This is a genomic window from Vogesella alkaliphila (genome assembly GCF_014652475.1).
In the GTDB taxonomy this organism is placed as follows: Bacteria; Pseudomonadota; Gammaproteobacteria; order Burkholderiales; family Chromobacteriaceae; genus Vogesella; species Vogesella alkaliphila.
On the sequence record NZ_BMYW01000003.1, the window covers coordinates 91,355 to 114,012 of the forward strand.

24 protein-coding genes are annotated in these 22,658 nt (G+C 68.4%); 6 read left to right on the forward strand and 18 right to left on the reverse strand.

Features of this window, described 5'->3' with window-relative positions; translation table 11 throughout:
* Positions 1 to 28: 28 nt before the first annotated feature.
* From IE100_RS05955 to IE100_RS05975, 5 genes are all read right to left on the reverse strand, one after another.
* Positions 29 to 520 (reverse strand): M48 metallopeptidase family protein, encoded by a 492-nt coding sequence (locus IE100_RS05955; RefSeq protein ID WP_047239124.1) that lies wholly within the window; start codon positions 518 to 520, stop codon positions 29 to 31.
* 59 nt (positions 521 to 579) lie between these two features.
* Positions 580 to 1,014 carry a metal-dependent hydrolase gene (locus IE100_RS05960; protein WP_229800252.1) on the reverse strand — a complete coding sequence of 145 codons (435 nt, stop codon included), beginning with the start codon at positions 1,012 to 1,014 and terminating at the stop codon, positions 580 to 582.
* Between the two features lie 77 nt (positions 1,015 to 1,091).
* Entirely contained in the window at positions 1,092 to 2,099 is a 1,008-nt protein-coding gene (locus tag IE100_RS05965; protein WP_189373195.1) for a class I SAM-dependent rRNA methyltransferase, read from the reverse strand.
* 146 nt (positions 2,100 to 2,245) lie between these two features.
* Positions 2,246 to 2,599, reverse strand: a complete 354-nt coding sequence (locus IE100_RS05970; RefSeq protein ID WP_189373196.1) for a DUF1304 domain-containing protein — start codon at positions 2,597 to 2,599, stop codon at positions 2,246 to 2,248.
* Between the two features lie 11 nt (positions 2,600 to 2,610).
* The gene (locus IE100_RS05975) at positions 2,611 to 3,063 is read right to left on the reverse strand and encodes an acyl-CoA thioesterase (RefSeq protein ID WP_189373197.1); all 453 of its coding nucleotides are present in this window, start codon (positions 3,061 to 3,063) and stop codon (positions 2,611 to 2,613) included.
* Between the two features lie 66 nt (positions 3,064 to 3,129).
* On the opposite strand from IE100_RS05975, the gene IE100_RS05980 reads away from it, so the two are divergent.
* Entirely contained in the window at positions 3,130 to 3,723 is a 594-nt protein-coding gene (locus IE100_RS05980; RefSeq protein ID WP_189373198.1) for a TetR/AcrR family transcriptional regulator, read from the forward strand.
* 7 nt (positions 3,724 to 3,730) lie between these two features.
* On the opposite strand, the gene IE100_RS05985 is transcribed toward IE100_RS05980, so the two are convergent.
* A complete protein-coding gene (locus IE100_RS05985) occupies positions 3,731 to 4,282 on the reverse strand; it encodes a YaeQ family protein (protein ID WP_189373199.1) in 552 nt (183 codons plus the stop codon).
* Positions 4,283 to 4,437: 155 nt separating this feature from the next.
* Here IE100_RS05985 and IE100_RS05990 point away from each other — a divergent pair, with 155 nt between their 5' ends.
* Positions 4,438 to 5,223 carry a substrate-binding periplasmic protein gene (locus IE100_RS05990; RefSeq protein WP_229800253.1) on the forward strand — a complete coding sequence of 262 codons (786 nt, stop codon included), beginning with the start codon at positions 4,438 to 4,440 and terminating at the stop codon, positions 5,221 to 5,223.
* A 3-nt stretch (positions 5,224 to 5,226) separates the two neighbouring features.
* Here the strand turns inward: IE100_RS05990 and IE100_RS05995 are convergent, their stop codons facing one another.
* Both IE100_RS05995 and pobA read right to left on the reverse strand, forming a co-directional pair.
* Positions 5,227 to 5,835, reverse strand: a complete 609-nt coding sequence (locus IE100_RS05995) for an FMN-binding negative transcriptional regulator (RefSeq protein ID WP_189373200.1) — start codon at positions 5,833 to 5,835, stop codon at positions 5,227 to 5,229.
* A gap of 155 nt (positions 5,836 to 5,990) precedes the next feature.
* Positions 5,991 to 7,175 carry a 4-hydroxybenzoate 3-monooxygenase gene (pobA, locus tag IE100_RS06000; RefSeq protein WP_189373201.1) on the reverse strand — a complete coding sequence of 395 codons (1,185 nt, stop codon included), beginning with the start codon at positions 7,173 to 7,175 and terminating at the stop codon, positions 5,991 to 5,993.
* A 143-nt stretch (positions 7,176 to 7,318) separates the two neighbouring features.
* On the opposite strand from pobA, the gene IE100_RS06005 reads away from it, so the two are divergent.
* Positions 7,319 to 8,260 (forward strand): helix-turn-helix domain-containing protein, encoded by a 942-nt coding sequence (locus tag IE100_RS06005; RefSeq protein ID WP_229800254.1) that lies wholly within the window; start codon positions 7,319 to 7,321, stop codon positions 8,258 to 8,260.
* Positions 8,257 to 9,579, forward strand: coding sequence for an aminotransferase-like domain-containing protein (locus tag IE100_RS06010; RefSeq protein ID WP_189373202.1), 1,323 nt, complete (start codon positions 8,257 to 8,259; stop codon positions 9,577 to 9,579). Before IE100_RS06005 ends, IE100_RS06010 begins: the two co-directional genes overlap by 4 nt.
* A 22-nt stretch (positions 9,580 to 9,601) precedes the next feature.
* On the opposite strand, the gene ccoG is transcribed toward IE100_RS06010, so the two are convergent.
* The gene (gene ccoG, locus IE100_RS06015) at positions 9,602 to 10,990 is read right to left on the reverse strand and encodes a cytochrome c oxidase accessory protein CcoG (protein ID WP_189373203.1); all 1,389 of its coding nucleotides are present in this window, start codon (positions 10,988 to 10,990) and stop codon (positions 9,602 to 9,604) included.
* A gap of 176 nt (positions 10,991 to 11,166) precedes the next feature.
* Positions 11,167 to 13,044, reverse strand: coding sequence for a diguanylate cyclase (locus tag IE100_RS06020; RefSeq protein WP_189373204.1), 1,878 nt, complete (start codon positions 13,042 to 13,044; stop codon positions 11,167 to 11,169).
* Positions 13,045 to 13,129: 85 nt separating this feature from the next.
* On the opposite strand from IE100_RS06020, the gene IE100_RS06025 reads away from it, so the two are divergent.
* The gene (locus IE100_RS06025; RefSeq protein ID WP_189373205.1) at positions 13,130 to 13,567 is read left to right on the forward strand and encodes a hypothetical protein; all 438 of its coding nucleotides are present in this window, start codon (positions 13,130 to 13,132) and stop codon (positions 13,565 to 13,567) included.
* Between the two features lie 331 nt (positions 13,568 to 13,898).
* Here the strand turns inward: IE100_RS06025 and IE100_RS06030 are convergent, their stop codons facing one another.
* From IE100_RS06030 to IE100_RS06040, 3 genes are all read right to left on the reverse strand, one after another.
* Positions 13,899 to 14,525: a LysE family translocator gene (locus tag IE100_RS06030; protein WP_189373206.1), complete on the reverse strand. Its 627-nt coding sequence runs from the start codon at positions 14,523 to 14,525 to the stop codon at positions 13,899 to 13,901.
* Between the two features lie 58 nt (positions 14,526 to 14,583).
* The gene (locus IE100_RS06035) at positions 14,584 to 15,084 is read right to left on the reverse strand and encodes a GNAT family N-acetyltransferase (protein ID WP_189373207.1); all 501 of its coding nucleotides are present in this window, start codon (positions 15,082 to 15,084) and stop codon (positions 14,584 to 14,586) included.
* 787 nt (positions 15,085 to 15,871) lie between these two features.
* On the reverse strand, positions 15,872 to 17,041 hold the full coding sequence (locus tag IE100_RS06040; protein WP_189373208.1) for a GGDEF domain-containing protein: 1,170 nt from the start codon (positions 17,039 to 17,041) through the stop codon (positions 15,872 to 15,874).
* Positions 17,042 to 17,237: 196 nt separating this feature from the next.
* On the opposite strand from IE100_RS06040, the gene IE100_RS06045 reads away from it, so the two are divergent.
* Positions 17,238 to 17,954, forward strand: coding sequence for a pseudouridine synthase (locus IE100_RS06045; RefSeq protein ID WP_189373209.1), 717 nt, complete (start codon positions 17,238 to 17,240; stop codon positions 17,952 to 17,954).
* A gap of 105 nt (positions 17,955 to 18,059) precedes the next feature.
* Here the strand turns inward: IE100_RS06045 and IE100_RS06050 are convergent, their stop codons facing one another.
* From IE100_RS06050 to hemC, 5 genes are all read right to left on the reverse strand, one after another.
* Positions 18,060 to 18,392, reverse strand: a complete 333-nt coding sequence (locus IE100_RS06050) for a rhodanese-like domain-containing protein (RefSeq protein WP_189373210.1) — start codon at positions 18,390 to 18,392, stop codon at positions 18,060 to 18,062.
* Complete coding sequence (locus IE100_RS06055) at positions 18,392 to 19,600, reverse strand: heme biosynthesis HemY N-terminal domain-containing protein (protein ID WP_189373211.1); 1,209 nt, start codon at positions 19,598 to 19,600, stop codon at positions 18,392 to 18,394. Before IE100_RS06055 ends, IE100_RS06050 begins: the two co-directional genes overlap by 1 nt.
* Positions 19,601 to 19,603: 3 nt before the next feature.
* Positions 19,604 to 20,632 (reverse strand): uroporphyrinogen-III C-methyltransferase, encoded by a 1,029-nt coding sequence (locus IE100_RS06060; protein ID WP_189373212.1) that lies wholly within the window; start codon positions 20,630 to 20,632, stop codon positions 19,604 to 19,606.
* A gap of 180 nt (positions 20,633 to 20,812) precedes the next feature.
* The gene (locus IE100_RS06065; RefSeq protein ID WP_189373213.1) at positions 20,813 to 21,562 is read right to left on the reverse strand and encodes a uroporphyrinogen-III synthase; all 750 of its coding nucleotides are present in this window, start codon (positions 21,560 to 21,562) and stop codon (positions 20,813 to 20,815) included.
* A gap of 1 nt (position 21,563) precedes the next feature.
* On the reverse strand, positions 21,564 to 22,499 hold the full coding sequence (gene hemC / locus IE100_RS06070) for a hydroxymethylbilane synthase (RefSeq protein WP_189373214.1): 936 nt from the start codon (positions 22,497 to 22,499) through the stop codon (positions 21,564 to 21,566).
* Between the last annotated feature and the right edge of the window lie 159 nt (positions 22,500 to 22,658).

The following is a 22,658-nucleotide window of genomic DNA, read 5'->3' on the forward strand; positions in this document are numbered from 1 at the left end:
TTCGTCCTGGCCTTTAGTTTTTAGCGATTTATGCGAGCTCGCGCCAAGTAAGCCAAACCCGTAAATCAAATTCCAACTGATGATAGTCCGGCTCCATATGGCAGCACAGCTGGTAGAACGCTTTGTTATGGTCCTTTTCTTTTAAATGCGAAAGCTCATGTATCACGATCATCCGTAAAAAAGCCTCCGGCGCATCACGGAACAGCGCGGCGATACGGATTTCGTTTTTGCTCTTGAGCTTGCCGCCCTGCACACGCGCTACGAAGGTGTTGGTGCCGAGCGTGCCTTTCACAGGGTGCTGCTGATTGTCGTACGCTACCTTGGCCAGTGCTGGCGCGTTTTTCATGTAGTGCTGCTTGAGCTCGGCTACGTACTGATATAACGCCTTGTCGGTTTGGATATCGTGGCGCGATGGATACTTTCGCTCCAGCCAGGTGCCAAGTTGGTCTTGTTCCAGCAGGGTTTGGATGCGTTCAAGAAGGGCGGCAGGATAGCCGTTAAGGTAATGAAGCGTAGTCATGGCACTATGGTACTGCGTGGCTGATAGATATGGCAGGCTATGGCCACCACTTCAAGCGACTAATGATGTCCATTTTTCATTAACTTGTGCATCTTGTCATTGGAAGAATCACTTGTGAGTACGAGCTCGTGCACCACGATCATCTGCAGGAAGGGCTCCGGCGCGTCGCGGAACAGGGTGGCGATGCGGATCTCGTTCTTGGCCTTCAGTTTGCCGCCCTGCACCCGCGACACGAAGGCGTTGGTGCCCAGCGTGCCGTTGACCGGGTGCATATTGTTGTCGTACTGCACCTTGGCCAGCGGCGGCGCGTTCTTCAGGTAGCGCTGCTTCAGCGCCATCACGTAGTCGTACAGCGCGCGGTCGGTGGTGGCGTCGTGGCGCTCGGGATAGCGGCGGGCGATCCACTGGCCGAGCTGGCCCTGGTCCAGCAGCGCGCGCACCTTGTCCAGCAGTTCGGCGGGATAGGCTTGCAGATAGGTCAGCGGCTGGCTCATGCGGGGCGTGCTCGATCTCGGGTCGTGGAAACGGGGACAGCGCCCGGCGGGCGCTGTCGGGTGGCGCGAGGACGTGCTTAGACGTGCAGCAGCGCCATCTTCAGCGGGTGCTTGCCGTCGAAGGACGGGAAGTCGGCTTCCGGGGTGATCCACTCCACCTCGCGCACGGTGCGGCCAACCTTGGCGGCGCTGCGCTTGAGCTGGTCCAGCCAGGCGTCGGCATCGACCTGCGCCACGTTGTTGCAGCAGATGATGATGCCGCCCTCGGCGGTGGCCAGCAGCGCCGGCTTGAACAGCGCCGGGTAGTCGTTGATCAGGTCGACCACGCCGAACGGGCTCTTGGCGTAGCGCGGCGGATCGAGGAACACCAGGTCGAACTGGCGCGCTTCCAGCGGCTGGAACGGGGGCATCTTCTTGCCGCGCACCATCTTGGCCTGGCCGATGCCGGCCAGCTGGCGGATGGCCGGGAAGAAGTCGCTCTGCACGCAGCGCGGGCGGGTAGCCAGGGTGTTGAGCTTGGCGTTGCCGCGCGCCACGCGCAGGCTGGATTCGGCGAAGTCCACGTTCATCACGAAGCTGGCGCCGGCCTTGGCGGCGGCGACGCCGACACCGCCGGTGTAGGCGAACAGGTTGAGCACGCTCTTGCCCTCGGCCAGCTGCATCACGCGGCGGCGGCCGGCGCGCAGGTCGAGGAACAGCCACGGGTCCTGGCCGTCGTGACGCGCCTCGAAGTGGTAGTTGACGCCCAGCTCGCTGATCACGCGCGGCTGCTGCGCCGCGACCAGCTCTTCCTCGCTCAGCGCGTTGCCGATGCGCGAGTTGCTGCTGCTGCGGTCGTTGTACACCGCGTGCAGGCCCAGCGGCGCGTAGTGGGCGAGGATGGTCTGGTGCTCGTCGTCGCTGAGCGGGGTGTGGAAGGTCTGGATCAGCAGCACATCGCCGTAACGGTCGATGGTCAGGCCGTCGCGGCCCTCGACGCTGCCGTGAAACAGGCGGTAGGCGTTGGTGTTTTCGTCTTGCAGTTGCGCCAGCAGCGCGGTGCGCTGGGCATCGGCGGCTTGCAGCAGGGGCAGCAGTGTGGACATGGCTTCTCGCAATTCCTGAAAAAAGTGCGGCCGGTGGTCATCTTGCCCCGGCCGAGAATGGCGGAATTGTACGCTGATACCGCCACCGCTGTCGCAGCCGGTGTGGCGTCGCCGCAACCCGCCGCCGCGCTCTTGCGGCCAACCTTTTAGGCCAGCCACCACAGCGCCAGCGCCACGGTCGCCGGCAATGCCTGCACCCACAGGATCTTGCGGCTGGCGGTGGCGGCGCCGAACACGCCGGCGACGATCACGCAGCCGAGGAAGAAGGGCGCGACGGCGGCGGGGCTGCCCGGCAGCAGGCTCCACAGCAGGCCGGCGGCGAGAAAGCCGTTGTACAAGCCCTGGTTGGCGGCCAGCACGCGGCTGGCGACGGCGAATTCCGGCGTCAGGCCGAAGGCGCGGCGTCCGGCCGGGCGCGTCCACAAGAACATTTCCAGCACCATGATGTAGACATGGATCAGCGCGACCACGGCGACGGCGAGACTGGCGGCGAGTGTCATAGCGGCTCCGTTCAGGCGCTTTGCGGCAGCGGCAGCGCGGCGAAATCGGCGCTGCGCGGCAAGGCGGCGAGGATGGCGGCCAGCACCGGCGGCGGCGCGATCAGCTTGCGGCTGCGCAGGTCCAGCCAGGCGCCGGCCACCTCGTACACCGCGGCCAGGGTGCCGTCCGCCTTGCGCATTTCCTGGCGAATGTGCCAGCGGCTGTTGTCCGGGCTGGCGGCGGCGATCAGCACATTGATGCTAAGGCGTTCCCCCAGGTTCACCTCGCGGCGATAATCGGTGCTTTCGCGGAACAGCACCGGGCCGAAGCCCTGGCGTTTGAATTCGTTGGCGCCGAAGCCGGCCGCCTGCAGCCACTCCAGCCGGGTGTGGGTGCACAGGTCGGCGTAGGCGCTGTGGCGCATGTGCTGGTTGGCGTCGATATCGGCCCAGCGGACCTCGACGACCTTGCTGAATGCGGTCATGAGTGTGATTCCTAAAATAGAACGATCGTGCTATTTTGCACGAAGACAGCGGCAAGGCAAGCAGCGATGACGAAAAAGGCGGCAACGAGAGAGGCAATTCTGCAACAGGCGCTGGCGCTGGCCAGCCAGGTCGGCGTCAGCGGGCTGACCATCGGCAGCCTGGCGGCGGCCAGCGGCCTGTCGAAAAGCGGGCTGTTCGCCCACTTCGGCAGCAAGGAGGCGCTGCAGCTGGCGGTGGTGCTGGCGGCGCAGCAGCAGTTCGTCGTCGAGACGGTGCAGCCGGCGCTGGCGCTGCCGCGCGGCATGGCGCGGCTGACGGCGCTGTTCGACGGCTGGCTGGCGCGCATGGAGCAGGGACGCTACCCCGGCGGCTGCCCGCTGCTGGCGGCGGCCTACGAGTTCGACGACCAGCCCGGCGCGGTGCGCGAGGCGCTGGTGGCCGGCCAGCGCTGGCAGCGCGACACGCTGCAGCGACTGCTGCAGCAGGCCTGCGACGCCGGCGAGCTGGCGGCGGATTGCGACGTGGCGCTACTGGCCTTCATGCTGTTCGGGCTGGTGCAGAGCGCGCACCACGACCAGCAGCTGCTGGACAGCGCCGACGGCGTGGCGCTGGCACGGCGCGGCTTTGCGCGGCTGATGGCGATGCACCAGGCCGGCTGAGCGCCGCTCAGCGCTCGCCGCTGCCGTACAGCCGCTGCGGGGTGACGGCGACGCTGCCTTTTTCCGACGACAGCCACAGCGTGCCGTCCTGGATGGTGGCGTTGAGCTGCATGCTGCGCTCGCACAGCGCGGCCAGCTCGGCCAGCGTTTCCGGCGCGATGCTGAAGACGTTGAGGTGGTCGAAGCGGCCAACCTTGCCTTCCATGCCCTGCCACCAGATGTCGGCGGCGCGGCCGCCGTAGCTGTACAGCCACACCTTGGCGGCGCGGCCGCAGGCCTTGCGCAGGCGCTTCTCGTCCGGCTCGCCCAGCTCGATCCACTCCTCGATCTCGTCGCTGAAGTTCTTGCGCCACAGGTCCGGCTCGTCGTCGTCGCTGATGCCGCGGGTGAAGGCCATGTACTCGCCGGCGTGCAGCGCGAACACCGCGATGCGCAGCATCATGCGTTCGATGGTTTCCGACGGGTGCTGCGCGATGGTCAGGCTATGGCTGTCGTAATAGCCGCGATCCATGTCGGAAATGGTGAGATCGGCTTTGTAGATGGTGGCTTTCAGTGCCATGGGGGCTTTCGCTGGGGAAGGTTGCGGTCAAGGCCGGCAGTGTACCGCTTTTGCCCCGCCCGCGCCCGTGGCGGCGGGTACTATTGCCGCTTGGCGGCAGCATCTGCCTGGGATAGGCTGCTGGGTAACGAAAAATGGCGCAGGCCGGGGTGAATATGACGCTGTTACGCAATTTCATGCTCTTGCTGCTGCTGGCATGGTCGCTGCCGGCGCTGGCCGCCGACGCGCCGCTGCGGGTGCGTTTCTCCAACCCGGCCTACCCGCCGTTCATGGGCGAGCAGCTGCCGCGTGGCGGCATCCTGTCGGCGGTGGTGAGCGAGGTGTTCCGCCGCGGCCAGGTCAGCGTCCGCTACGGCTGGTATCCCAACCATCGCGCCATCCAGCTGGCGCGCAACGGCGACGTCGACGGCAGCCTCGGCTGGACGCCGAACGAGGAGCGGCAGCGCGACCTGCTGTTTTCCGAGCCGGTGATGTCGTTCCGCATGGTGCTGTTCCAGCGCGCCGGCGAAAGCTACCCGTGGCAGACGCTGGCCGATCTCGCGCCCTACCGTTTCGGCATCACCGCTGGCAATTTCTACTCCGACGCCTTCGGCAGCCTGCAGCAGCAGGGCGTGCTGAAGGTCGACGTCGCCGGCGACGACAACAGCAATCTGCGCAAGCTGCTGGCCGGCCGCATCGACCTGTTCCCGATGGAGTGGGAGGCCGGGCAGCTGCTGGTACGCAGCACGCTGCGCCCGCACCAGGCGCGGCAGCTGGTGCCGCAGGCGCGCGAGTACTGGACCACGCCGCTGTGCGTGGCGGTGTCACGCAAGCATCCGCAGGCGGCCGAGCTGATCGCCCGCTTCAACCGCGAACTGCGCAAGATGCGCGACAGCGGCGAGCTGGCGCGGCTGGTCGCGCAGACGCGGCAGCAGGTGTACGCCCGCCTCGGCGTCGGCTGACGGCTATGGCCGCGGTGCCTGCGCCATGCGCGCCGCCAGCTGGCGCTGTTCGCCGTCGCCCGCCTGCAGCGCGGCGATCACCGCGGCCACGTCCGCCGGGCTGCGGTTCTGGCTCAGTTTCTCCTTCACCTCCCAGCGCGTGACCCGCAGCCGGAAGCCGACGATGGCGCGCTGCATCGCCGCCAGCGCCTGGTCCGGCACCGCCGCCGGCGTCCAGCCGTCCGGCCCTTCGAAACGCGCGGCCAGTTGCGCCAGCAGCGCGGCCAGCTCGTCGCCGCTCACCGCCTCGGCCTGGCCGTGGGCGTGCGCCACGCGGTAGTTCCAGGTCGGCACCATGCCGGGGCTGGCGTACCAGCGCGGCGACACGTAGCCGTGCTCGCCGTGAAAGATGGCGACGCTGGGCGAGTGCAGCAGCGCGGCGCTGTGGCCGTTGGCGGCAGCGAGGTGGCCGAGCAGGCAGTCCGGATCGTGCGGATCGGGCAGCAGCACCAGGTGGCTGAGCCACGGCGTGTCCGGCTGCTGGGTGAGCAGCGTGGCAAACGGGAACTCGGCGGCGAGGCTGCGGCCAACGTTGGCTGCGGCGGCAAAGGACGGGGGCTGGTACAGGGGCATGGCGGGCTCCGGGGGCAGGGTCATGGCCCGATGCTGCCGTGCCGGTGGCTCCCTGCCCAGTGCCACTTTCCGCCCTTGTCGCGGGGCCAGTAAAAAAGCCAGCGCCGGCGGGGCCGGGGCTGGCAAAAACCATCGGAGGGGAAGTAAACGGCGGCTCAGCCCACCTCGTCGAATGGCAGGCCGACGTAGTTCTCGGCAATGGTCTTGAGGCCGGCCGGCGAGCTGGTGTAGTAGTCATAATCGGTACGTTGCATGCGCTGGTCGAAGGCGTCGGCATCCGGGAAGTCGTGCAGCAGCGTGGTCATGAACCAGGAGAAGCGCTCGGCCTTCCAGATGCGGCGCAGCGCCAGCTCGGAATATTTCGCCAGCAGGTCGGTGCGGCCTTCCTTGTACACCTTCACCAGGATGCGATACAGGTAGCACACGTCGGAGGCGGCCAGGTTCAGACCCTTGGCGCCGGTGGGCGGCACGATGTGGGCGGCGTCGCCGACCAGGAACAGCTTGCCGTACTGCATCGGCTCCACCACGTAGCTGCGCAGCGGGGCGATGCTCTTTTCCAGCGACGGGCCGGTAACCAGCTTGTCGGCCACGTCCTGCGGCAGGCGGGTCTTCAGCTCGTCCCAGAAGCGCTCGTCGGACCAGTCTTCCACCTTGTCGGTCAGCGGCACCTGCAGGTAGTAGCGGCTGCGGCTGGCCGAGCGCTGGCTGCACAGCACGAAACCGCGCTCGTGCTGCGCGTAGATCAGCTCGTGGTTGACCGGCGGGGTGTCGGACAGCAGGCCCAGCCAGCCGAACGGGTACACGCGCTCGTAGTGGCGCAGCACCTCGGCCGGGATGCTCTGCCGCGACACGCCGTGGAAGCCGTCGCAGCCGGCGATGTAGTCGCAGTCCAGGCGCACGGTCTCGCCGTTCTTCTCGAAGGTGATGTAGGGCTTTTCGCCCTTCAGCTCGTGCGGCTGCACGTTGGCCGCTTCGTAGATGGTCATCGCGCCGCTGGCGGCACGGGCCTCCATCAGGTCGCGGGTGACCTCGGTCTGGCCGTACACCACCACGGTGTCGCCGCCGGTCAGCGCCTTCAGGTCGATGCGGTCGCGGCGGCCGTTGTAGACCAGCTCGATGCCTTCGTGCACCAGACCTTCGCGGTCCATGCGTTCGGCCACGCCGGCTTCGCGCATCATGTTGACCATGCCCTGTTCCAGCACGCCGGCGCGGATGCGGCCCAGCACGTAATCCGGGGTCTGGCGTTCCAGGATGATGTTGTCGATGCCGGCCTTGTGCAGCAGCTGGCCCAGCAGCAGGCCGGACGGGCCGGCGCCGATGATGGCGACTTGTGTTTTCATGATCGCGTTCCTCTCGTGTTGCTTTTTGCTGTGTATGGCCCGGCACACGGGCTGGTGTGACGGTATTTTTGGTCAGCAGCAGGCGACATAACAGGCAATTTCAGGTAAAAAAACAGGACTTTTCGCAGAAGCGCACGGGGAAAATGATGTTGGGGCACGGCAGGGACGTTCCGGTATTCAAGCTGTATGGCGAGGGCGCGGCGTGGCCGACGCCGGACCTGCTGCACTGCGAAAGCATCTCCAGCCGCAGCCAGCGCCACGGCTGGGAGATCGACCAGCACCGCCACGCCGACCTGTACCAGCTGCTGTACGTGCGTCGCGGCCCGGCGACGCTGTTCATCGAGGAGCACTGCACGCCGGTGGCGGTGCCGGTGATCCAGGTGGTGCCGGCGATGTGCGTGCACGGCTTCCAGTTTCACGACAGCATCGACGGCTACATCATCACGCTGGCGGCGCCGCTGGTGACCTGGCTGCAGGAGTGCCTGGCCAACTGCCCGCCTCTGCTGCAGCAGCCGGGCTGCTACGCCGCCGACGCCGAGCTGGACGCGCTGTTTCTCGCCATCGCCCGCGAATACGCGACCCCCGCCGCCGGCCGCGACGTGCTGCTGCGCTCGCTGCTGTGCGCGCTGCTGGTGCTGCTCAGCCGGCAGCTGCCGCAGGCGGCGAACAGCGAGGACCGCCCCGACCGCGGCCAGCCGCAGCTGGTGAAGTTCACCGCGCTGGTGGAACAGCACTACGCCGCGCACTGGCCGATCAGCCGCTACGCGCGGCAGCTGGGCGTCACCAGCGCCCATCTCAACAGCGTCTGCCGCCGCCTGAGCGGGCACAGCGCGCTGCAGATCGTGCACCAGCGCCAGCTGCTGGAGGCGAAACGCAACCTGATCTACACCGTGCTGACGGTGAGCCAGATCGCCGACGTGCTCGGTTTTGCCGAGCCGGCCTACTTCATCCGCTTCTTCCGCCGCCTCACCGGCGTCACCCCGCGCGTGTTCCGCCAGCGCGGCGGCGTGGTGCCGGCGCTGCCCGCGCCGGCGGCAAAGCGTCATAATGGCGGCTCCGCCCCGGCAAGCGAGCACCCCTCTTGAGCAAATACGGCACCATCGTCCAGCAGGTCATCGACAGCATCGAACACGGCAGCTACCAGGCCGGCGACGCGCTGCCCTCGCTGCGCCAGCTGGTGGCACAGCACGCGGTCAGCCTCAATACCGCGCGCCGCGCCTACTACGAGCTGGAGCGGCTGGGCTACGTCGAGGCGCACGCCCGCAGCGGCTACGTGGTCGCCGCCGGCGCGCTGCACGGCGCCGACAGGTTGGCCGCACCGCTGGGCGCGCCCTTCATCGACACCGCGCTGTACGACACCCGGCCGCTGACGCACGCCTTCATCGGTGCCATGCGCCGCTACGACCAGGCGCTGGCGGAGCCGGCGCTGGCCGGGCTGCCGGCCTTGCGCCGCCAGATCGCGCAGCAGGCGCACGCCGAGGGCTGGCGGCTGCAGGCCGACGACGTGCTGGTGACCTGCGGCGGCATGGAGGCGCTGTCGCTGGCCATCGCCGCGGTCACCCACGGCATCGCCGACCCCTGCGTCGCGGTGCTGCTGCCGGCCTTCCCCGGCCTGCTCGGCTGGCTGGGCGAGCACGGCGTGCGCGTGCTGCCGCTGGTGGCGGACGCCGACGACCGCCTGCCGCTGGCGGCGCTGGCGCAGGCGCTGGCCGCCGGCGAGGTGCACGCCATCGCGCTGATGAGCGCCTTCTGCCACCCGCACGGCCGCTCGCTGCCGGCGGCCAGCCAGCAGGCGCTGCTGGTGCTGGCGCAGCAGTTCGACGTGCCGCTGATCGAGGACGACGCCTACCGCCATCTCGGTTTTGCCGACGCGGTGCCGCAGCCGCTGAAGGCGCTGGACCACGACGGCCGCGTGCTGTTGTGCAGCACCTTTTCCAAGTCGCTGGCACCGGGCTACCGCGTCGGCTGGCTGGCGCCGGGCCGCTACGCCGACATCGTGCGCCGGTTGAAACTGGCGCACACGCTGGCGTCGCCGCTGCCCAACCAGCTGGCGCTGGCGGAGCTGCTGGCCGGCGGCCGCCACCTGCCGCTGCTGGCGCGGCTGCGCGGCCTGCTGGCGCAGAAGGTGCGCGCGCTGGAGGCGGCACTGCAGCCGCGGCTGCCGGACGGCGTGCTGCTGCGCGCGGCGGAGGGCGGTTACTTCGTGTGGCTGGAGCGGCTGCCCTGCGACAGCGTGCAGCTGGCGGCCGAGGCCGAGCGCGCGGGCATCGTGCTGGCGCCCGGCACCCTGTGCCTGCCGGGCGAGGCCGGTCGCCGCGCGCTGCGGCTGAACGCCAGCTATTTCGATCCGCTGCGGCAGCAGGCGGCACTGGACTGGCTGGCGCGCGCGCTGCGCCAGGGGTGAGCGCTGCGGCCAACCTTGTCGCTTACGGCATCAGCAGCCGTGCTTCCTCGTGCAGCACCTGGCTCGGGTCGTCGAGGTTGACGATGCGCACGCCGACGGTGTGGCTGCCGCTGGGCAGCACGGCCGGATCGGCGACCAGCGCGACGTTGAAGCTGCTGACGCTGTCGCCGGCCACCTGCAGCGGCGGCGCCTCCACCCGCACCAGGCCGGCGCTTTCCACTTGTAACCGGTAGCGGCGGCTGTCGCGCTCGGTGTTCATGATGCGCACGTTGTAGACGTTCTCGATGTAGCCGTCGTTGCTCTCGCGCTGCATCACCGCGCGGTCGCGCAGGATGTCGACCTTGAACGGCACCCGCAGCGCGAGGCCGGTGGCCGACAGCGCGACGATGGCCAGCAGCAGGCCGCCGTAGACCAGCGCGCGCGGGCGCTGCCGCAGCGACGGCAGCGGCTGCTGCTGCGCCATCGCGTGCTGGGTGCTGAAGCGGATCAGGCCGCGCGCCTGGCCGGTCTTGTCCATCACCTCGTCGCAGACGTCGATGCAGGCGGCACAGCCGATGCACTCGTACTGCAGGCCGGCGCGGATGTCGATGCCGGTCGGACACACCTGCACGCACAGCCCGCAATCGACGCAGGCGCCCTGCGGCTTGTCGGCGCGGCCAAGGTTGGCCGCAATCGGGATGATGGCGTGCTGCTTGCGCCGCGCGCCGCGCGGTTCGCCGCGCTGCTCGTCGTAGGCCACCAGCAGCGTGTCGCGGTCGAACATCGCGCCCTGGAAGCGGGCGTACGGGCACATGTGCTTGCACACCTGCTCGCGCAGCACGCCGGCCAAGAGCCAGGTGAAGCCGCCGTAGCCGAGCGCGAACAGCGCCTCCCACACCCCGATGTGACCGGCGCCGAGGTTGGCCGCCAGCTCGCGCATCGGCGTGAAATAGCCGACCAGGGTCAAGCCGGTCCACAGCGAGAACGCGGCCATCAGCAGCTGCGTGCTGCCCTTGCGCAGCACTTTCTCCGCGCCCCACGGTGCGGCGTCGCGCTTGCGGCGCTGGTTGGGCGGGCCCTCCACCCAGCGCTCGATCCAGATCATGATCTCGGTGTACACCGTCTGCGGACAGGAGAAGCCGCACCACAGCCGCCCGGCCAGCATCGTCCACAGGAACAGCCCCAGCGCCGCCACGATCAGCGCCGCCGCTAGGTAGATGAAGTCCTGCGGCAGCAGGGTGAGGCCGAACAGGTACAGGCGCATGCTGTCGAAATCGAAGCGCGTCGCCTGCTGCCCGCTCCAGTTCAGCCACGGCAGGCCGAAGTAGATCAGCTGGGTGACGAGCACGAAGGCGACGCGCAGGGTGTTGAAACGGCCGCCGGTGAGGCGGGGGTAGACTTTGCTGGAGACGAAGTGCAGGGGCGTTGCCATGATGCGGACCCGAAGAGAAACGATGCCCGAGCTTAGGCGGCGTTGGCGGGGGGCAACAGGCACAGAGCGGCGCGATCGGCAGGACACAGCGGCGCCGGCGGCAAGCAGGTTTGACGTGGATCAGACGACGGCCTGCGGCCAGGGTTGGCCGCAGGTCCCGGAACGGGAACCGGTTCTCAGCCGGTACGCACGCAGTTGCGGCCTTCCTGCTTGGCGAGGTATAGCGCGGCGTCGGCGCGCGCGATCAGCGGCGTCGGCGTTTCCTCGCCCGGGTACAGCTCGCTGATGCCGATGCTGACGGTGAAGCGCACCGCCTCGCCGCCCAGCGGGTTGTCGAGACGGATCTGTTCCACCGCCTCGCGCACCCGCTCCATGATCAGGCTGGCGTTGTAGCGGTCGGTGTCCGGCAGCAGGATGGCGAACTCCTCGCCGCCCAGGCGGCCGCAGACGTCTTCCAGCCGCACGTTGAACTGGATGCAGGAGGCGAAGCGGCGCAGCACCTCGTCGCCGAAACCGTGGCCGTAGCGGTCGTTGATGTGCTTGAAGAAGTCGAGGTCCAGCATCGCCAGCGACAGCGGCCGTTGCCAGCGCTGGCCGCGCGCGATCTCCTCCTGCGCGCGCTGCAGGAACTGGCGGCGGTTGTACAGCCCGGTCAGCTCGTCGGTGTTGGCGAGGCGCTCCAGGTCGGCCTGCAGCTTCTTGGCGGCGCTGATGTCGTACTTGATGGCGACGATGTGGAGCAGCTCGTTGTACTGGTCGCGCACCGGCGCCACCGACACCGTCTCGACGCAGTGGTGGCCGTCGGGACGGGTGCTGCTCAGCTCGCCGCGCCAGTTCTTGCCGTCGTGGATCGCCTGCGCCAGCTGCTCCTGCAGCTCCGGCTGCTGTTCCAGCAGCAGCTCGGCCAGCTGGCGCCGGCCGCGCACCTCGTCGAGACGGTGGCCGGTCATGTCGCGGAACGCCGGGTTGATGTACTGCACCACGCCGTTGCCGTCGGCGATGGCGATGGCCTCGGCGGCGTAGTCGATCGCCGCGCTGCGGATGGACAGCGCCTCGCTCAGCGCCACGTTGTGCAGGTAGCGGCGGGTGGCGTACACGATCAGCAGCACCATCACCCCCCAGCTGGCGATGAACAGCACCAGCTTGCTCCACCACGGCTCCAGCAGGGTTTCCTTGTCGATGCCGACCGACACGATCACCGGCAGGTGTTCGATCTGGCGCGTGGCGTGCAGGCGGCGGCGGCCGTCGAAGGGCGAGGTCATCTCGTACTGCGCCTCGCTCTGCTGCTTGCGGATCATCGCCTCGGCTTCCGGGTCCGGCACCGGTTGCGTCGGCAGTTTCGGCAGCATCGGCTGGCGTGCCAGCAGCTGGCGCTGCTTGTCGGCGAAGATCAGCACGTCGTAGCGGTTGCCGACCATGGCGCGGTTGATCTGGGTCTGGAAGTGCTCGACGCGCACCGCGCTGCCGATCAGGCCGATCACCTTGCCGTCGTCGCCGCGCACCCGCTGCGTGGCCAGCACCACGTCGTCGCCGGCGATGGTGTGGAAGCGTTCGCTGACGAAGCGGTCGTCGCGGTTGTTGGCCAGCATCGCCTTGCAGTAGCTGCGCTCGCTGGCGTCGAAGCCGGGCGACACCTTGAACGACAGCACCAGCTTGCAGTTGCGGTCGACCAGGATCAGGTCGTAGGCCTGCGGCATGCCGTGCATGGCGCGCACCAGCCGCGTCTCCAGCGCGCTGCGCGCCGGGCCGTCGCTGGTGGCGGCAAAGTCGGCCTCGCCGAGCTGGCGCGCCAGCGCGCTCTGGATCAGGTCGATCTCGCGGAATTCGCGCTGGATCCACTCTGCCAGCAGCAGGTTGGTGACGCGGGCCTGGTTGAAGCCCTGCTTCAGCGCGCCGTGGTAGGACGACGCCAGCTCCATGGCGCCGAGGCCGAGTAGCAGCAGGCACAGCGCGGCGCTGAGCAGCAGCGTCTTGACGGTGAGGCTGGACAGGGAAAAGCGCGGGAGGGTGGGCATACGCAGGGTGACGAAGTCGCGATAAAGGGATTCTCGCATGAAGTTTTGCGCCGCCGCATGACGATTTGCAGCGGGGCGTGCAACGCGATGTAATGCGCGCTTCGGGTCTGAGTGAGTCTATGTCATGGAATACCGGTTCGGGTTTGCCGAAATACCGCTGCGCCTGCGTCGCAGCGCGCAGTTATTGTGGCTGTCGCTGCTGCTGGGCGCGGTGACGCAGCTGGGCGAGCGGCTGTGGCCGGGCAGCGCCTTGCCGCCGGCGGAATGGGCGCGGCTGCTGGCCTTCGTGGTGCTGGCCTACGGCCTGTCGGCGTGGGTGGTGTGGGAGCTGGCGCGCGCGCGGCCGTGGGCGCGGCTGGTGCTCAGCGGCTGGCTGCTGCTGTCGCTGTTTGCGTGGCTGAGCCAGCTGGCGGAGGCCATGCCGTGGTGGCAGCACGGCGCCGACGCGCTGGTGCTGCTGCTGGACGCGCTGGCGCTGTACCTGGCGTGGACGGGCAGCGCCGCAAAGTGGTTCCGTAGCCAGCGCCACGCCGCCGACGCGGCGCCCGTCGATCGCGACTAGCCGGCGCGATAGCGTGGGCAATGCCGTGAACGGGCGTTTTCTGCTGCCAACGCCGGCTTTCGTCGGCGCTCTTGCCTGATTGTCCGGGCGCTAAACCGCCTTCGCACCGTGCCTGACGGCAGGAAAAAAGCCATGCGGCCAACCTTGACCCAGGGTTGGCCGCATGGCTTTTGTGCTTAGAACCTGTTCAATGCCTGCTGCGACTTGATCTCAATGGGGCGATACGGCGTTGAACACGGCTTCGGCGTGCGGATTTATATCCAGATAAACCCCGCTTCCTCTACCGTTTTTGCCTGGTCTCGCTCTAGCTCGCGAGACTTGGAACAGGTTCTTAGCGGCTGAGGATCAGGCGCAGCCCGAGCGCGACGAACACGGCGCCGGCGAGGCGGTCCAGCCACATGCTGCGCCGCGGCGTGGTCATCAGCCATTGCCCGGCGTAACCGGAAAAGTAGCCGAGCAGGCCGAACAGCAGCGCCGCCTGCAGCGTGAACAGCACCCCCAGCTGCAGCGTCTGCCAGGCGACGGCGCCGCTGCCGGCGACGATGAACTGCGGCAGGAAGGCGAGGAAGAACAGCACCACCTTGGGGTTGATGGCATTGGCCAGCAGCCCCTTGCCGAACAGCGCCGCCAGCCCGTCCTGCGGGCCCTGGCCGGCGCCCTGCCACTGGCGGCCGCGGCTGCGCAGCGCCTGCACCCCCAGCCACACCAGATACAGACCGCCGGCGAGCTTCAGCGCGAGGAAGGCGGTGGCCGACGCCGCCAGCAGCGCGCTGATGCCGGCCGCGGCCAGCAGGGTGTGGCTGAGGCAGCCCAGCGCGCAGCCCAGCCCGAACACCATGCCGTGACGCCGCCCGCGCGCGATGCCCAGGCTCAGCACCATCAGGTTGTCCGGTCCCGGCGACAGCGTGATCAGCATCGCGGCGGCGAGGAAGGCAAAAATCTGGTCGGGGCTCAGCATCGCGGACTCCTGCTATAAAGACTGCATTATCAGTGACTTGCGGTCGGGTGTGGCCGGCTCAGGTCAGCGCCTTGCCGAAGATGATCAGGTCGCGGTGCACGCCGTCCAGCACCGCCACGCGCGGGAAGTGCGCCCACTGTGCAAAGCCGTGGCGCTGGAACAGCGCGACGCTGGGCTGGTTGTGGCCGAACACGAAGCCGAGCAGGTTCTCCACCCCGTACTGCGGCGCGATATCCAGTACCTGCTGCAGCAGGCGGCTGCCCATGCCGCGCCCGCGGCAGCTTTCCGCCAGATAGATGCTGACCTCGGCGGTGCCGTTGTAGGCGGGGCGGCCGTAGAAGTCGGACAGGCTGACCCAGGCGATGACCGTGTCCTGCTCGCGCACCACCCACAGCGGCCGGCGCGTGGCGTTGTGCGCGTGGAACCATGGCAGGCGGCTGTCGACGCTGACCGGCTCCAGATCGGCGGTCACCATGCGCCCGGCGATGGTGCTGTTGTAGATGGCGACGATCTGCGGCAAGTCGTCGAGGGTGGCGATGTCCAGCTGCACGTGACTCATGGTGTCTCCTTGTTCCGGTCGAAACATTGTGCTGGATGGCGGGCGCTTTGTGAATGTGCAATCCGGCTGCGGAACAGCGTGTTTTGGAGACGGGTTTCCGGAGGGCCACAGCTGGATGGCGGGCGTTGTCCACCCGATTTTGTAATGTATGTAATGAAATACATGATTTAAATACGTTATAAATTGCGTTTGTCGGGTGGCGGGCCGGGTATTGCCGTACGGGTGTGGCGGCGGTGGCGGAGGACGGGCGCTGTCGCGTCACCGCCGCGCATCGGCCCGTGCCGGTGGCGAAGTCGTGAGCGCCAAGGCCGTGAGGTGGCGAGCGGTGTCGCCGGGCTGGGCGGCGCTGCTGTGGCGCCAATGCGCGCTGGCGGCAACGCCACGGCAAGGTTGGCCGCAGCCGGGTATGGCCTTGCATCCTGCTTGCAAGGGGCGGCTGTCATCGGTGCGGCGCGAGCGCAGTCCGCTGCTCCGGGCGCAGGAACGTGTTCACGATCTCTCGCGCTCACGCGGGACAAGGCGAAAACGGCTGAGGAAGCGGCGTTTATCTGGATATAAACCCGCATGCCGAAGCCGTTTTTAACGCCGTCTCGCCCAAGGTGAGATCAGTCGCCGCAGGTCGTGAACAGGTTCTGAGGGAGGGGGCTGCCGGGCAGGTGAGTGCTGTTGCCGGCGGCGGTGGTCGGCCTGGCTCGTGGCATGGCCACAAGGGACGAGCGTGCCCAGGGTGGCGCTTGCCGTCCGTGGCCGGCGGGCTGCCGGTAGCGCGATGGGCTGTCGCCGGTGCTCAGTTCGGGACGGGGCTGTCGCGGTCGACCACGCGGTTGCGGCCGCCGGACTTGGCCAGGTACAGGCGGCGGTCGGCGCTGTCGAACAGCTGGTTCCAGCTGGCGCCGGGCTGCGGCGTGCCGCTGGCGACGCCGATGCTGGCGGTCAGTTGCGTGGCCGGGTCGGCGGGATCGAGCAGGATGCGGTTCAGCGCGCGGCACAGCTTGTCGGCCACCTGGCGCGCGCCGGCGGCGTCGGTGTCCGGCAGCAGCAGGCAGAATTCCTCGCCGCCGATGCGGGCGAAGATGTCGCCCTGGCGCACCTCGTCGGCGATGTGGTCGGCCACCGCGCGCAGCGCCTGGTCGCCCTTGCGGTGGCCGTAGGTGTCGTTGATGCGCTTGAAGTGGTCGAGGTCTATCATCAGCAGCGCCAGCGAGCGCTGCTGGCGGGCGTGCAGCGCGTACTGGCGCAGCGCCAGGTCGAAGAAGGTGCGGCGGTTGAAGATGCCGGTCAGCGGGTCGAGCGCGGCCAGCTTGCTCAGCTGGCGGTATTGCAGCTCGCGCTGCACCTGGATGAAGCCGAGTTGCAGCATCACCGCGCTGAGCAGGGTCAGCAGCAGCAGCGTCGGGCAGCTGAGCAGCGACGGTGCGGCCGGCTGGCTGGCGCTGGCGGCATAGGCCAGCAGGTAGAGACCGAACAGCGCGCTGGCGCCGCCCAGCAGCAGCGCCGCCGGGCCGCGCTTGTGGTGCTTGTGCAGCAGCTGGTGGGCGATGCCGGCGAAGAACCAGGCGCTGACCAGCAGGAACAGCGCCTGTCGCGATGCGGCCTGCGGCAGCAGCACAACGCCGCCGAGCAGCAGCGCGGCCTGCGCCACCGAGGCCCGCGCGCCGTGCCACCACGCGCGGCGGCCTTCGGTCAGTCGCGCCACCGCCTGGCCCAGCAGTTCGTTCTTCAGGCCGGTGAGCAGCGCGGTGGGCAGCAGCCAGGTACCGATGTCGCCAGCCGGCAGGATGGCGGGCGGAAAGGCGAGGTACAGCATCAGCGCCGCCATCAGCAGCGAGCCGCCGAGCCAGAACGCCTCGATGCCGCGGCCGGTCAGCCGGTCACGCCCCGCGTACACCATCACGCCGCCAATGCCGTAGACCAGGGCAATGGCGGTGAGAAGGGTCGGGGTGTCCAGCGGTGCCATGCGGCAAATATCCTGATCGGTTATTTTTTAAAAAAGCAATCGGAAATTGTACCATGCTTTTAATCAATATCTGTAAGCTGCCGCGTCGATTTTAAAGAATTATCCGTTCAAAAAGATGAACTTATCTGTCATGGCGGGGCGCGGCATGGCGGTCTGGCGGGGTCGGCGGACGGGGCGACATGCTAGAATGCGCACCATGGAACTGTATCGATTCTTGCAACAACAGGGCTTCGGCGGGCGCAAGGCCTGCCGCGAGCTGGTGGACTACGGCCTGGTCGAGCTGGACGGCGTGGTCGCGTCCGACTGGCGCATGGCGGTGGATCCGGCGGCGATCCGCACGCTGCGCGTCGACGGCGAGCCGTGGCCGGTGCTGGCGCTGCCCTGCTACCTGATGCTGCACAAGCCGGCCGGCTACGAGACCTCGCACCAGCCGCAGCACCACCTCAGCGTGTTTCGCCTGCTGCCGTGGCAGTTCGCCAATCTCGGCATCGCCGCCGTCGGCCGCCTGGACGTCGACACCACCGGGCTGCTGCTGTTTTCCACAGACGGCCAGTTTGTCCACAGTCTGAGCTCGCCGCGCAAACTTATCCCCAAGTGCTACCAGGTCACCGCCCGCCACGCCGTCACGCCGCAACTGCTGCAGCAGCTGCGCGACGGCGTGCTGCTGCACGACGAGAGCGCGCCGCTGGCGGCCACGCAGGTCGAGCAGCTGGACACGCACCGTTTCAACATGAGCATCACCCAGGGCAAGTACCACCAGGTGAAGCGCATGGTCGCCGCCGCCGGCAACCGTGTCGAGCAGCTGCACCGCATCGCGATGGGCGAGCTGGCGCTCGGCGATCTGGTGGAGGGGCAATGGCGGCTGCTGGACGCGGCGGAGCTGGCGCTGCTCGGTTATCCGGCGCCGGGCTAGCGCCGGCCGGCCAGATAAGCCCCGCACAAAGCACTGCGGCCAACCTTGAGCAAGGTTGGCCGCAGTGTTGATTGCCATTCGGAGCCGGTCATCCGGGCGCCGGGTTCAGGGCCGGGGCGTCAGCTTCAGCGTGTCGGCGGCCTGTTCCAGGCTGCCCAAGTTGTCGACCTGGCGGTAGCCGAGCTGTTGTAGCAGCAGCTGCGCTTTCGCGGAGCGGTTGCCGGTGCGGCAGTACAGCTGGATCGGGGTGCTCTTGTCCGGGGCCACCCGTGGAATTTCCTCGCCGATGCGGTCGAGCGGCAGCAACGTGGCCCCCGGCAGGTGACGCTCTGCGTATTCTTCCGGGCTGCGCACGTCGATCAGCAGCGCGTCGGCCAGCGCACTGCCCAGCCACAGGCTGCAGGCGAGGGCAAGTACGCTACGGACCAGGGGTTTCATCAGCAGCCGTTCTCCAGCGCGATCTTCAGTGCGTCCTGATAGTGGCGTTCGGCTTTTTCCGGCTTGTCGATCGCCTGCAGCAGCTTGGCCAGCTCAGCGTGGGCGCACAGGGTAGGCTGGATAGACAGGCTGGCTTCCAGATAGTTCTGCGCCTTGCCCCACAGCTGTTCGGCGTGCGCGAGGCGACCCAGCGACAGCAGCAGCAGGTGGTCGCGCGGCCGCGATTTCAGCCAGTTTTCCGCGTCGCGCAGCAGCGTCAGCCGGCGCGGGCTGTCGATGTGCTCGGCCAGCAGGCCCAGCTCGCGCGCCAGCTCCGGTGTCGCCTGTTCGTCGTCGGACAGCGCGCCGGCGATCAGCTCCGCCGCCATGTCGTAGGCGTCGAGCTTGATCAGCTGGTTGGCGATGTCGGCGACCAGCGCCGGGTTCTGGCGCTCGACCCCGGGGATGCGCTTCAGCCAGTCGCGGATCTCGCGCTCGCTACTGAAGCTGGCCAGCTGCTGGCGGTAGGCGGCCAGGCGGTAGCGGCGCGCCTGCTCCGCTTCCAGCGCGTCGGCCTTCAGCAGTTTCTCGGTCAGCGTCAGCACGTGTTCCGGCTGCTTCAGCATCAGGCGGATCTTCAGCTCCAGCCGCAGCGCCGAGGTCAGGTTGCTGGAGATGGCGCGCGCGCGCTCGACGGCGGCCAGCGCCTCCAGCGGCTGCTTGCCGTCGAGGCGGATCTGCGCTTCCAGCATGTGGCGCGCCAGCTGGATGCGTTCCGGCATGTCTTCCAGCCGGGCCAGATAGCCGTCGCGGCGCTCCAAGTCCTGCACGCTGGCGGCGCTGCGCGCGGCGATCATCAGCGCGAGGCCGCGGTTTTCATCGGAATACTCGTCGTCGATCGACTTCAGCGCCTCGCGCTCGGCACGCTGGAAGCGGCCTTCGAACATCGCGATCGCCGCCTCGCGCAGTGCGTGGCGCGACGCCTTCAGCTTGCGCTGGCGCTGGTAGGTGCGCACCTCGTGCGGCAGGTTGGCCGCAATGCCGAGCAGGCGCAGCACGCCGTAGGCGACCAGGATCAGCAGCACGATGGCGAGGATCAGGAAGTTGAACGACACCTCCATGCGGTACGGCGGCACGAACAGGATGGCGTAGCCGGTGTTGATGGTGGAGGCAAGGCCAATCAGCACCGCGAGGGCAAACAGCCCGACGACCCAGAATACGAATCTCACGCTTTATTCCCCTTTGTTGCCCTGCGCTTCGCGCACGGCTTTCAGGCTGGCAGACAGGTCCGGCAGCGTCACGCTCAGTCGCACCGCGGCCAGCTCGGACAGCACCGCCTGCCACTGGCGGGTGGTCGGCGCGTCGCGGTCGAAGTAGCGGGCGACGTACTGGCCGGCGGCGGCGAGATCGGCCTGGTAGGTGGCGCCGTCGCGCTGGATCAGCGCCAGACGCGCGTCCAGGAGGCGCATTTTCAGGTTCTCGCGCAGGAAGAACGCCTGCTCCGGCGACAGCAGCAACGCCTCCGGCTTGTCCATGCGGCGGATGCGCACCAGGTCGCCCAGGCTCTGTGTCAGCTCGCCGGCCAGGCGCGACCACCACGGCGCATCGGCGGCCACGCTGGCCTGCGCCACCGGCTTGCCGTCGAGGCGGTGATGGTCGATCACCAGCGGCAGCGTCTCGGCGCCCAGCATCAGCGTGTCCAGCTTGACGGTCAGGCCGACGGTGTCGAGGTAGGGCAGCGCCTTCAGCGTTTCCAGATCCTTGGCCACCGCGCGCTTGACGCCGATCAGGCCGGGATTGTCGAAGTGCGACAGCCGCGTCTGCACCCCTTCCAGCGCCGACACCGCGCCGCTGATGTTGCCGGCCAGCTGCAGCTGCTGGCTGGCGACGCCGAGGGTGTGCTCCACCTCGGACAGCAGCCAGTCGCTGCGGTCCTTGGTCAGCTCCTGGTACATGCCGCTGAGGGTGGCGTACTGGCCGGCGGACTCGTTGACGCGGGCCTCGACCAGCGCCAGCTTGGCCTGCAGCTCGCGGGTGCTGGCCTGGGTCAGTTCGGCCTGGTTCTGCAGCGCCTTGGTGCTGCCTCCGGCGTCGGCCAGCCGTTCGGCCAGCGCCTGCTGCGCCTTGTTCAGTTGCTGGCGGGTATCCAGGTACTGCCAGCCGGTGAGGCCCAGCGCGACGACGGCAACGATCAGCGCAAGGTTGACGGGTGGTTTGTTCGGCTTGCTGCTGCCGTTTTCAACTGGAGTGGCTTCGCTCATGGATGACGGAGAACCGGAGTGTGGCCCAGCCAAGAGGCGTGGCCGTGTTTGCTCGAAATATGGCGGCATCTGCGCCGGAATCATTGCGTCCTGCCGTGCTGCGTCGCGGCGCGGCGGCCACGAAACAAATCTTAACAGAACCGTGGCATTGTAACCGCGCCGTCCCGGTGCGGCCAGCGGCTAGGGCTGGCGGGCGGCAAACAGCGCGCGCAGCGCCGTCTCGTCGGCGGCCAGCAGCGGCCGTGCCACGCCCAGCTGCTGCAGGGTGGCGGCAATGCGCGGGTGCAGCGCGATGAAACGGCAGCCCAGCAGCGTGCGCTGGCGCGTGGCGCCGGCCTGGCGGAACAGCAGCTCTGCACTGTGGCTGGAGGTGATCAGCAGCGCCGGATTGCTGGCAGCCAGGCGGTCGAACAGCGCCCAGTCGGCCGCCACCGGCACGCGGCGATAGACCTCCGCGTAGCGCACCCGCGCGCCGCGGCGGGCGAGGGTTTCCCCAAGTTGTGGCCGGCCGCCGTCGCCGCGCACAATCAGGACCGTTTGCCCGGCCAGCTCTTGCAGCGGCGGCAGCGCCAGCAGGGCGTCGCTGTCGTTGCCGTGCGGCGGATGCAGCACCGCGCGGCCGCTGAGCGCGGCCAGCTTGTCGGCGCTGGCGCGGCCGACGCAGGCAAGCCTGGCCGCAAGCGGCGAGGCGGCGAGGTGTGGCCACGCGAGTTCGATGCAGGACGGGCTGACGAAGACCAGCCAGTCGGCCGCCGCGGCCTGCTGCGGCAGCGCCAAGAGCGCGGCGTCGTCGGCGACGGTGTCCTCGACGCAGAACGGCAGCGCCGCGATGCCGGCGGCAGCCAGTCGCTGCGCCTGCTGTGCCGCCTGTGCCTGCGGCCGGACCAGTAGCAGGGTGGGCAGCAAGGTTGGCCGCGGCGTGGCCGGCATCTTACTTGGCGGCCTGTTCGGCGATCACGGCCTCGATCAGCGGGCCGGCATCCTGCTCCAGCAGCTTCTTGGCCACCGCGCGACCGAGCGCGTCGGCGTAGTCGCGCGGCGCGCTGGCGCTGGCGGTGAGCATCACCGAGCCGTCCGGGTGGGCGACGAAGCCGCCGAGGGTGATCACGTCGTCGGTGATGGTGGCGAAGCCGCCGATCGGGATCTGGCAGCTGCCGCCCAGCACGCGCGACAGCGAGCGCTCGGCGGTGACGCAGGCGTGGGTGTCGGCGTGGTTCAGCGGCGCCAGCAGGGTCATGAGATCGTCACGGCCGGCGCGGATCTCGATGCCCAGTGCGCCCTGGCCGACGGCCGGCAGGCTCTCCGACGGCGCCAGCTCGGCGCGGATGCGCTCGGCCAGCTCTAGGCGCTTGAGGCCGGCGGCGGCGAGGATGATGGCGTCGAACTCGCCCTCGTCCAGCTTGCGCAGCCGGGTCTGCACATTGCCGCGCAGCGGCTTGATGGTCAGGTGCGGGAAGCGGGCGCGGATCTGCGATTCGCGGCGCAGGCTGGAGGTGCCCACCACCGCGCCGGCCGGCAGCTCGTGCAGGCTGGCGTAGGTGTTGGACACGAAGGCGTCGCGCGGGTCTTCGCGTTCGCAGATCGCGGCCAGCGCAAAGCCCGCCGGCAGGTTCATCGGCACGTCCTTGATGGAGTGCACGGCGATGTCGGCGCGGCCTTCCTGCAGCGCCAGTTCCAGCTCCTTCACGAACAGGCCCTTGCCGCCGATCTTGGACAGGGTCTTGTCCAGGATCTGGTCGCCCTGGGTGGTCATGCCGAGGATTTCCACGGTGAGCTGCGGGTACAGCGCCTCCAGGCGGGCCTTGATGTGTTCGGCCTGCCACATGGCAAGTTTGCTTTCGCGGCTGGCGATGACGAGTTTGTTCATGGACGGCGATCCTGCACGGGCAAATGGAAAGATGGCGCGCATTTTAGCACGAGCGTTGCGGCCAACCTTGATGCAAGGCAGTGTGTGTAGCTGCAACAGTACGTGTAGTTTAACTACACCGCGGCGGCGTTTTGCGGCAGGATGGATTGTCGGCGCCCG

Bases quoted from the DNA above. Each gene is read 5' to 3' on its own strand.
- IE100_RS05955 (WP_047239124.1), bottom strand. From the start codon at position 520: ATGACTACGCTTCATTACCTTAACGGCTATCCTGCCGCCCTTCTTGAA.
- IE100_RS05960 (WP_229800252.1), bottom strand. From the start codon at position 1,014: ATGAGCCAGCCGCTGACCTATCTGCAAGCCTATCCCGCCGAACTGCTG.
- IE100_RS05965 (WP_189373195.1), bottom strand. From the start codon at position 2,099: ATGTCCACACTGCTGCCCCTGCTGCAAGCCGCCGATGCCCAGCGCACC.
- IE100_RS05970 (WP_189373196.1), bottom strand. From the start codon at position 2,599: ATGACACTCGCCGCCAGTCTCGCCGTCGCCGTGGTCGCGCTGATCCAT.
- IE100_RS05975 (WP_189373197.1), bottom strand. From the start codon at position 3,063: ATGACCGCATTCAGCAAGGTCGTCGAGGTCCGCTGGGCCGATATCGAC.
- IE100_RS05980 (WP_189373198.1), top strand. From the start codon at position 3,130: ATGACGAAAAAGGCGGCAACGAGAGAGGCAATTCTGCAACAGGCGCTG.
- IE100_RS05985 (WP_189373199.1), bottom strand. From the start codon at position 4,282: ATGGCACTGAAAGCCACCATCTACAAAGCCGATCTCACCATTTCCGAC.
- IE100_RS05990 (WP_229800253.1), top strand. From the start codon at position 4,438: ATGACGCTGTTACGCAATTTCATGCTCTTGCTGCTGCTGGCATGGTCG.
- IE100_RS05995 (WP_189373200.1), bottom strand. From the start codon at position 5,835: ATGCCCCTGTACCAGCCCCCGTCCTTTGCCGCCGCAGCCAACGTTGGC.
- pobA (WP_189373201.1), bottom strand. From the start codon at position 7,175: ATGAAAACACAAGTCGCCATCATCGGCGCCGGCCCGTCCGGCCTGCTG.
- IE100_RS06005 (WP_229800254.1), top strand. From the start codon at position 7,319: ATGATGTTGGGGCACGGCAGGGACGTTCCGGTATTCAAGCTGTATGGC.
- ccoG (WP_189373203.1), bottom strand. From the start codon at position 10,990: ATGGCAACGCCCCTGCACTTCGTCTCCAGCAAAGTCTACCCCCGCCTC.
- IE100_RS06020 (WP_189373204.1), bottom strand. From the start codon at position 13,044: ATGCGAGAATCCCTTTATCGCGACTTCGTCACCCTGCGTATGCCCACC.
- IE100_RS06025 (WP_189373205.1), top strand. From the start codon at position 13,130: ATGGAATACCGGTTCGGGTTTGCCGAAATACCGCTGCGCCTGCGTCGC.
- IE100_RS06030 (WP_189373206.1), bottom strand. From the start codon at position 14,525: ATGCTGAGCCCCGACCAGATTTTTGCCTTCCTCGCCGCCGCGATGCTG.
- IE100_RS06035 (WP_189373207.1), bottom strand. From the start codon at position 15,084: ATGAGTCACGTGCAGCTGGACATCGCCACCCTCGACGACTTGCCGCAG.
- IE100_RS06040 (WP_189373208.1), bottom strand. From the start codon at position 17,041: ATGGCACCGCTGGACACCCCGACCCTTCTCACCGCCATTGCCCTGGTC.
- IE100_RS06045 (WP_189373209.1), top strand. From the start codon at position 17,238: ATGGAACTGTATCGATTCTTGCAACAACAGGGCTTCGGCGGGCGCAAG.
- IE100_RS06050 (WP_189373210.1), bottom strand. From the start codon at position 18,392: ATGAAACCCCTGGTCCGTAGCGTACTTGCCCTCGCCTGCAGCCTGTGG.
- IE100_RS06060 (WP_189373212.1), bottom strand. From the start codon at position 20,632: ATGAGCGAAGCCACTCCAGTTGAAAACGGCAGCAGCAAGCCGAACAAA.
- IE100_RS06065 (WP_189373213.1), bottom strand. From the start codon at position 21,562: ATGCCGGCCACGCCGCGGCCAACCTTGCTGCCCACCCTGCTACTGGTC.
- hemC (WP_189373214.1), bottom strand. From the start codon at position 22,499: ATGAACAAACTCGTCATCGCCAGCCGCGAAAGCAAACTTGCCATGTGG.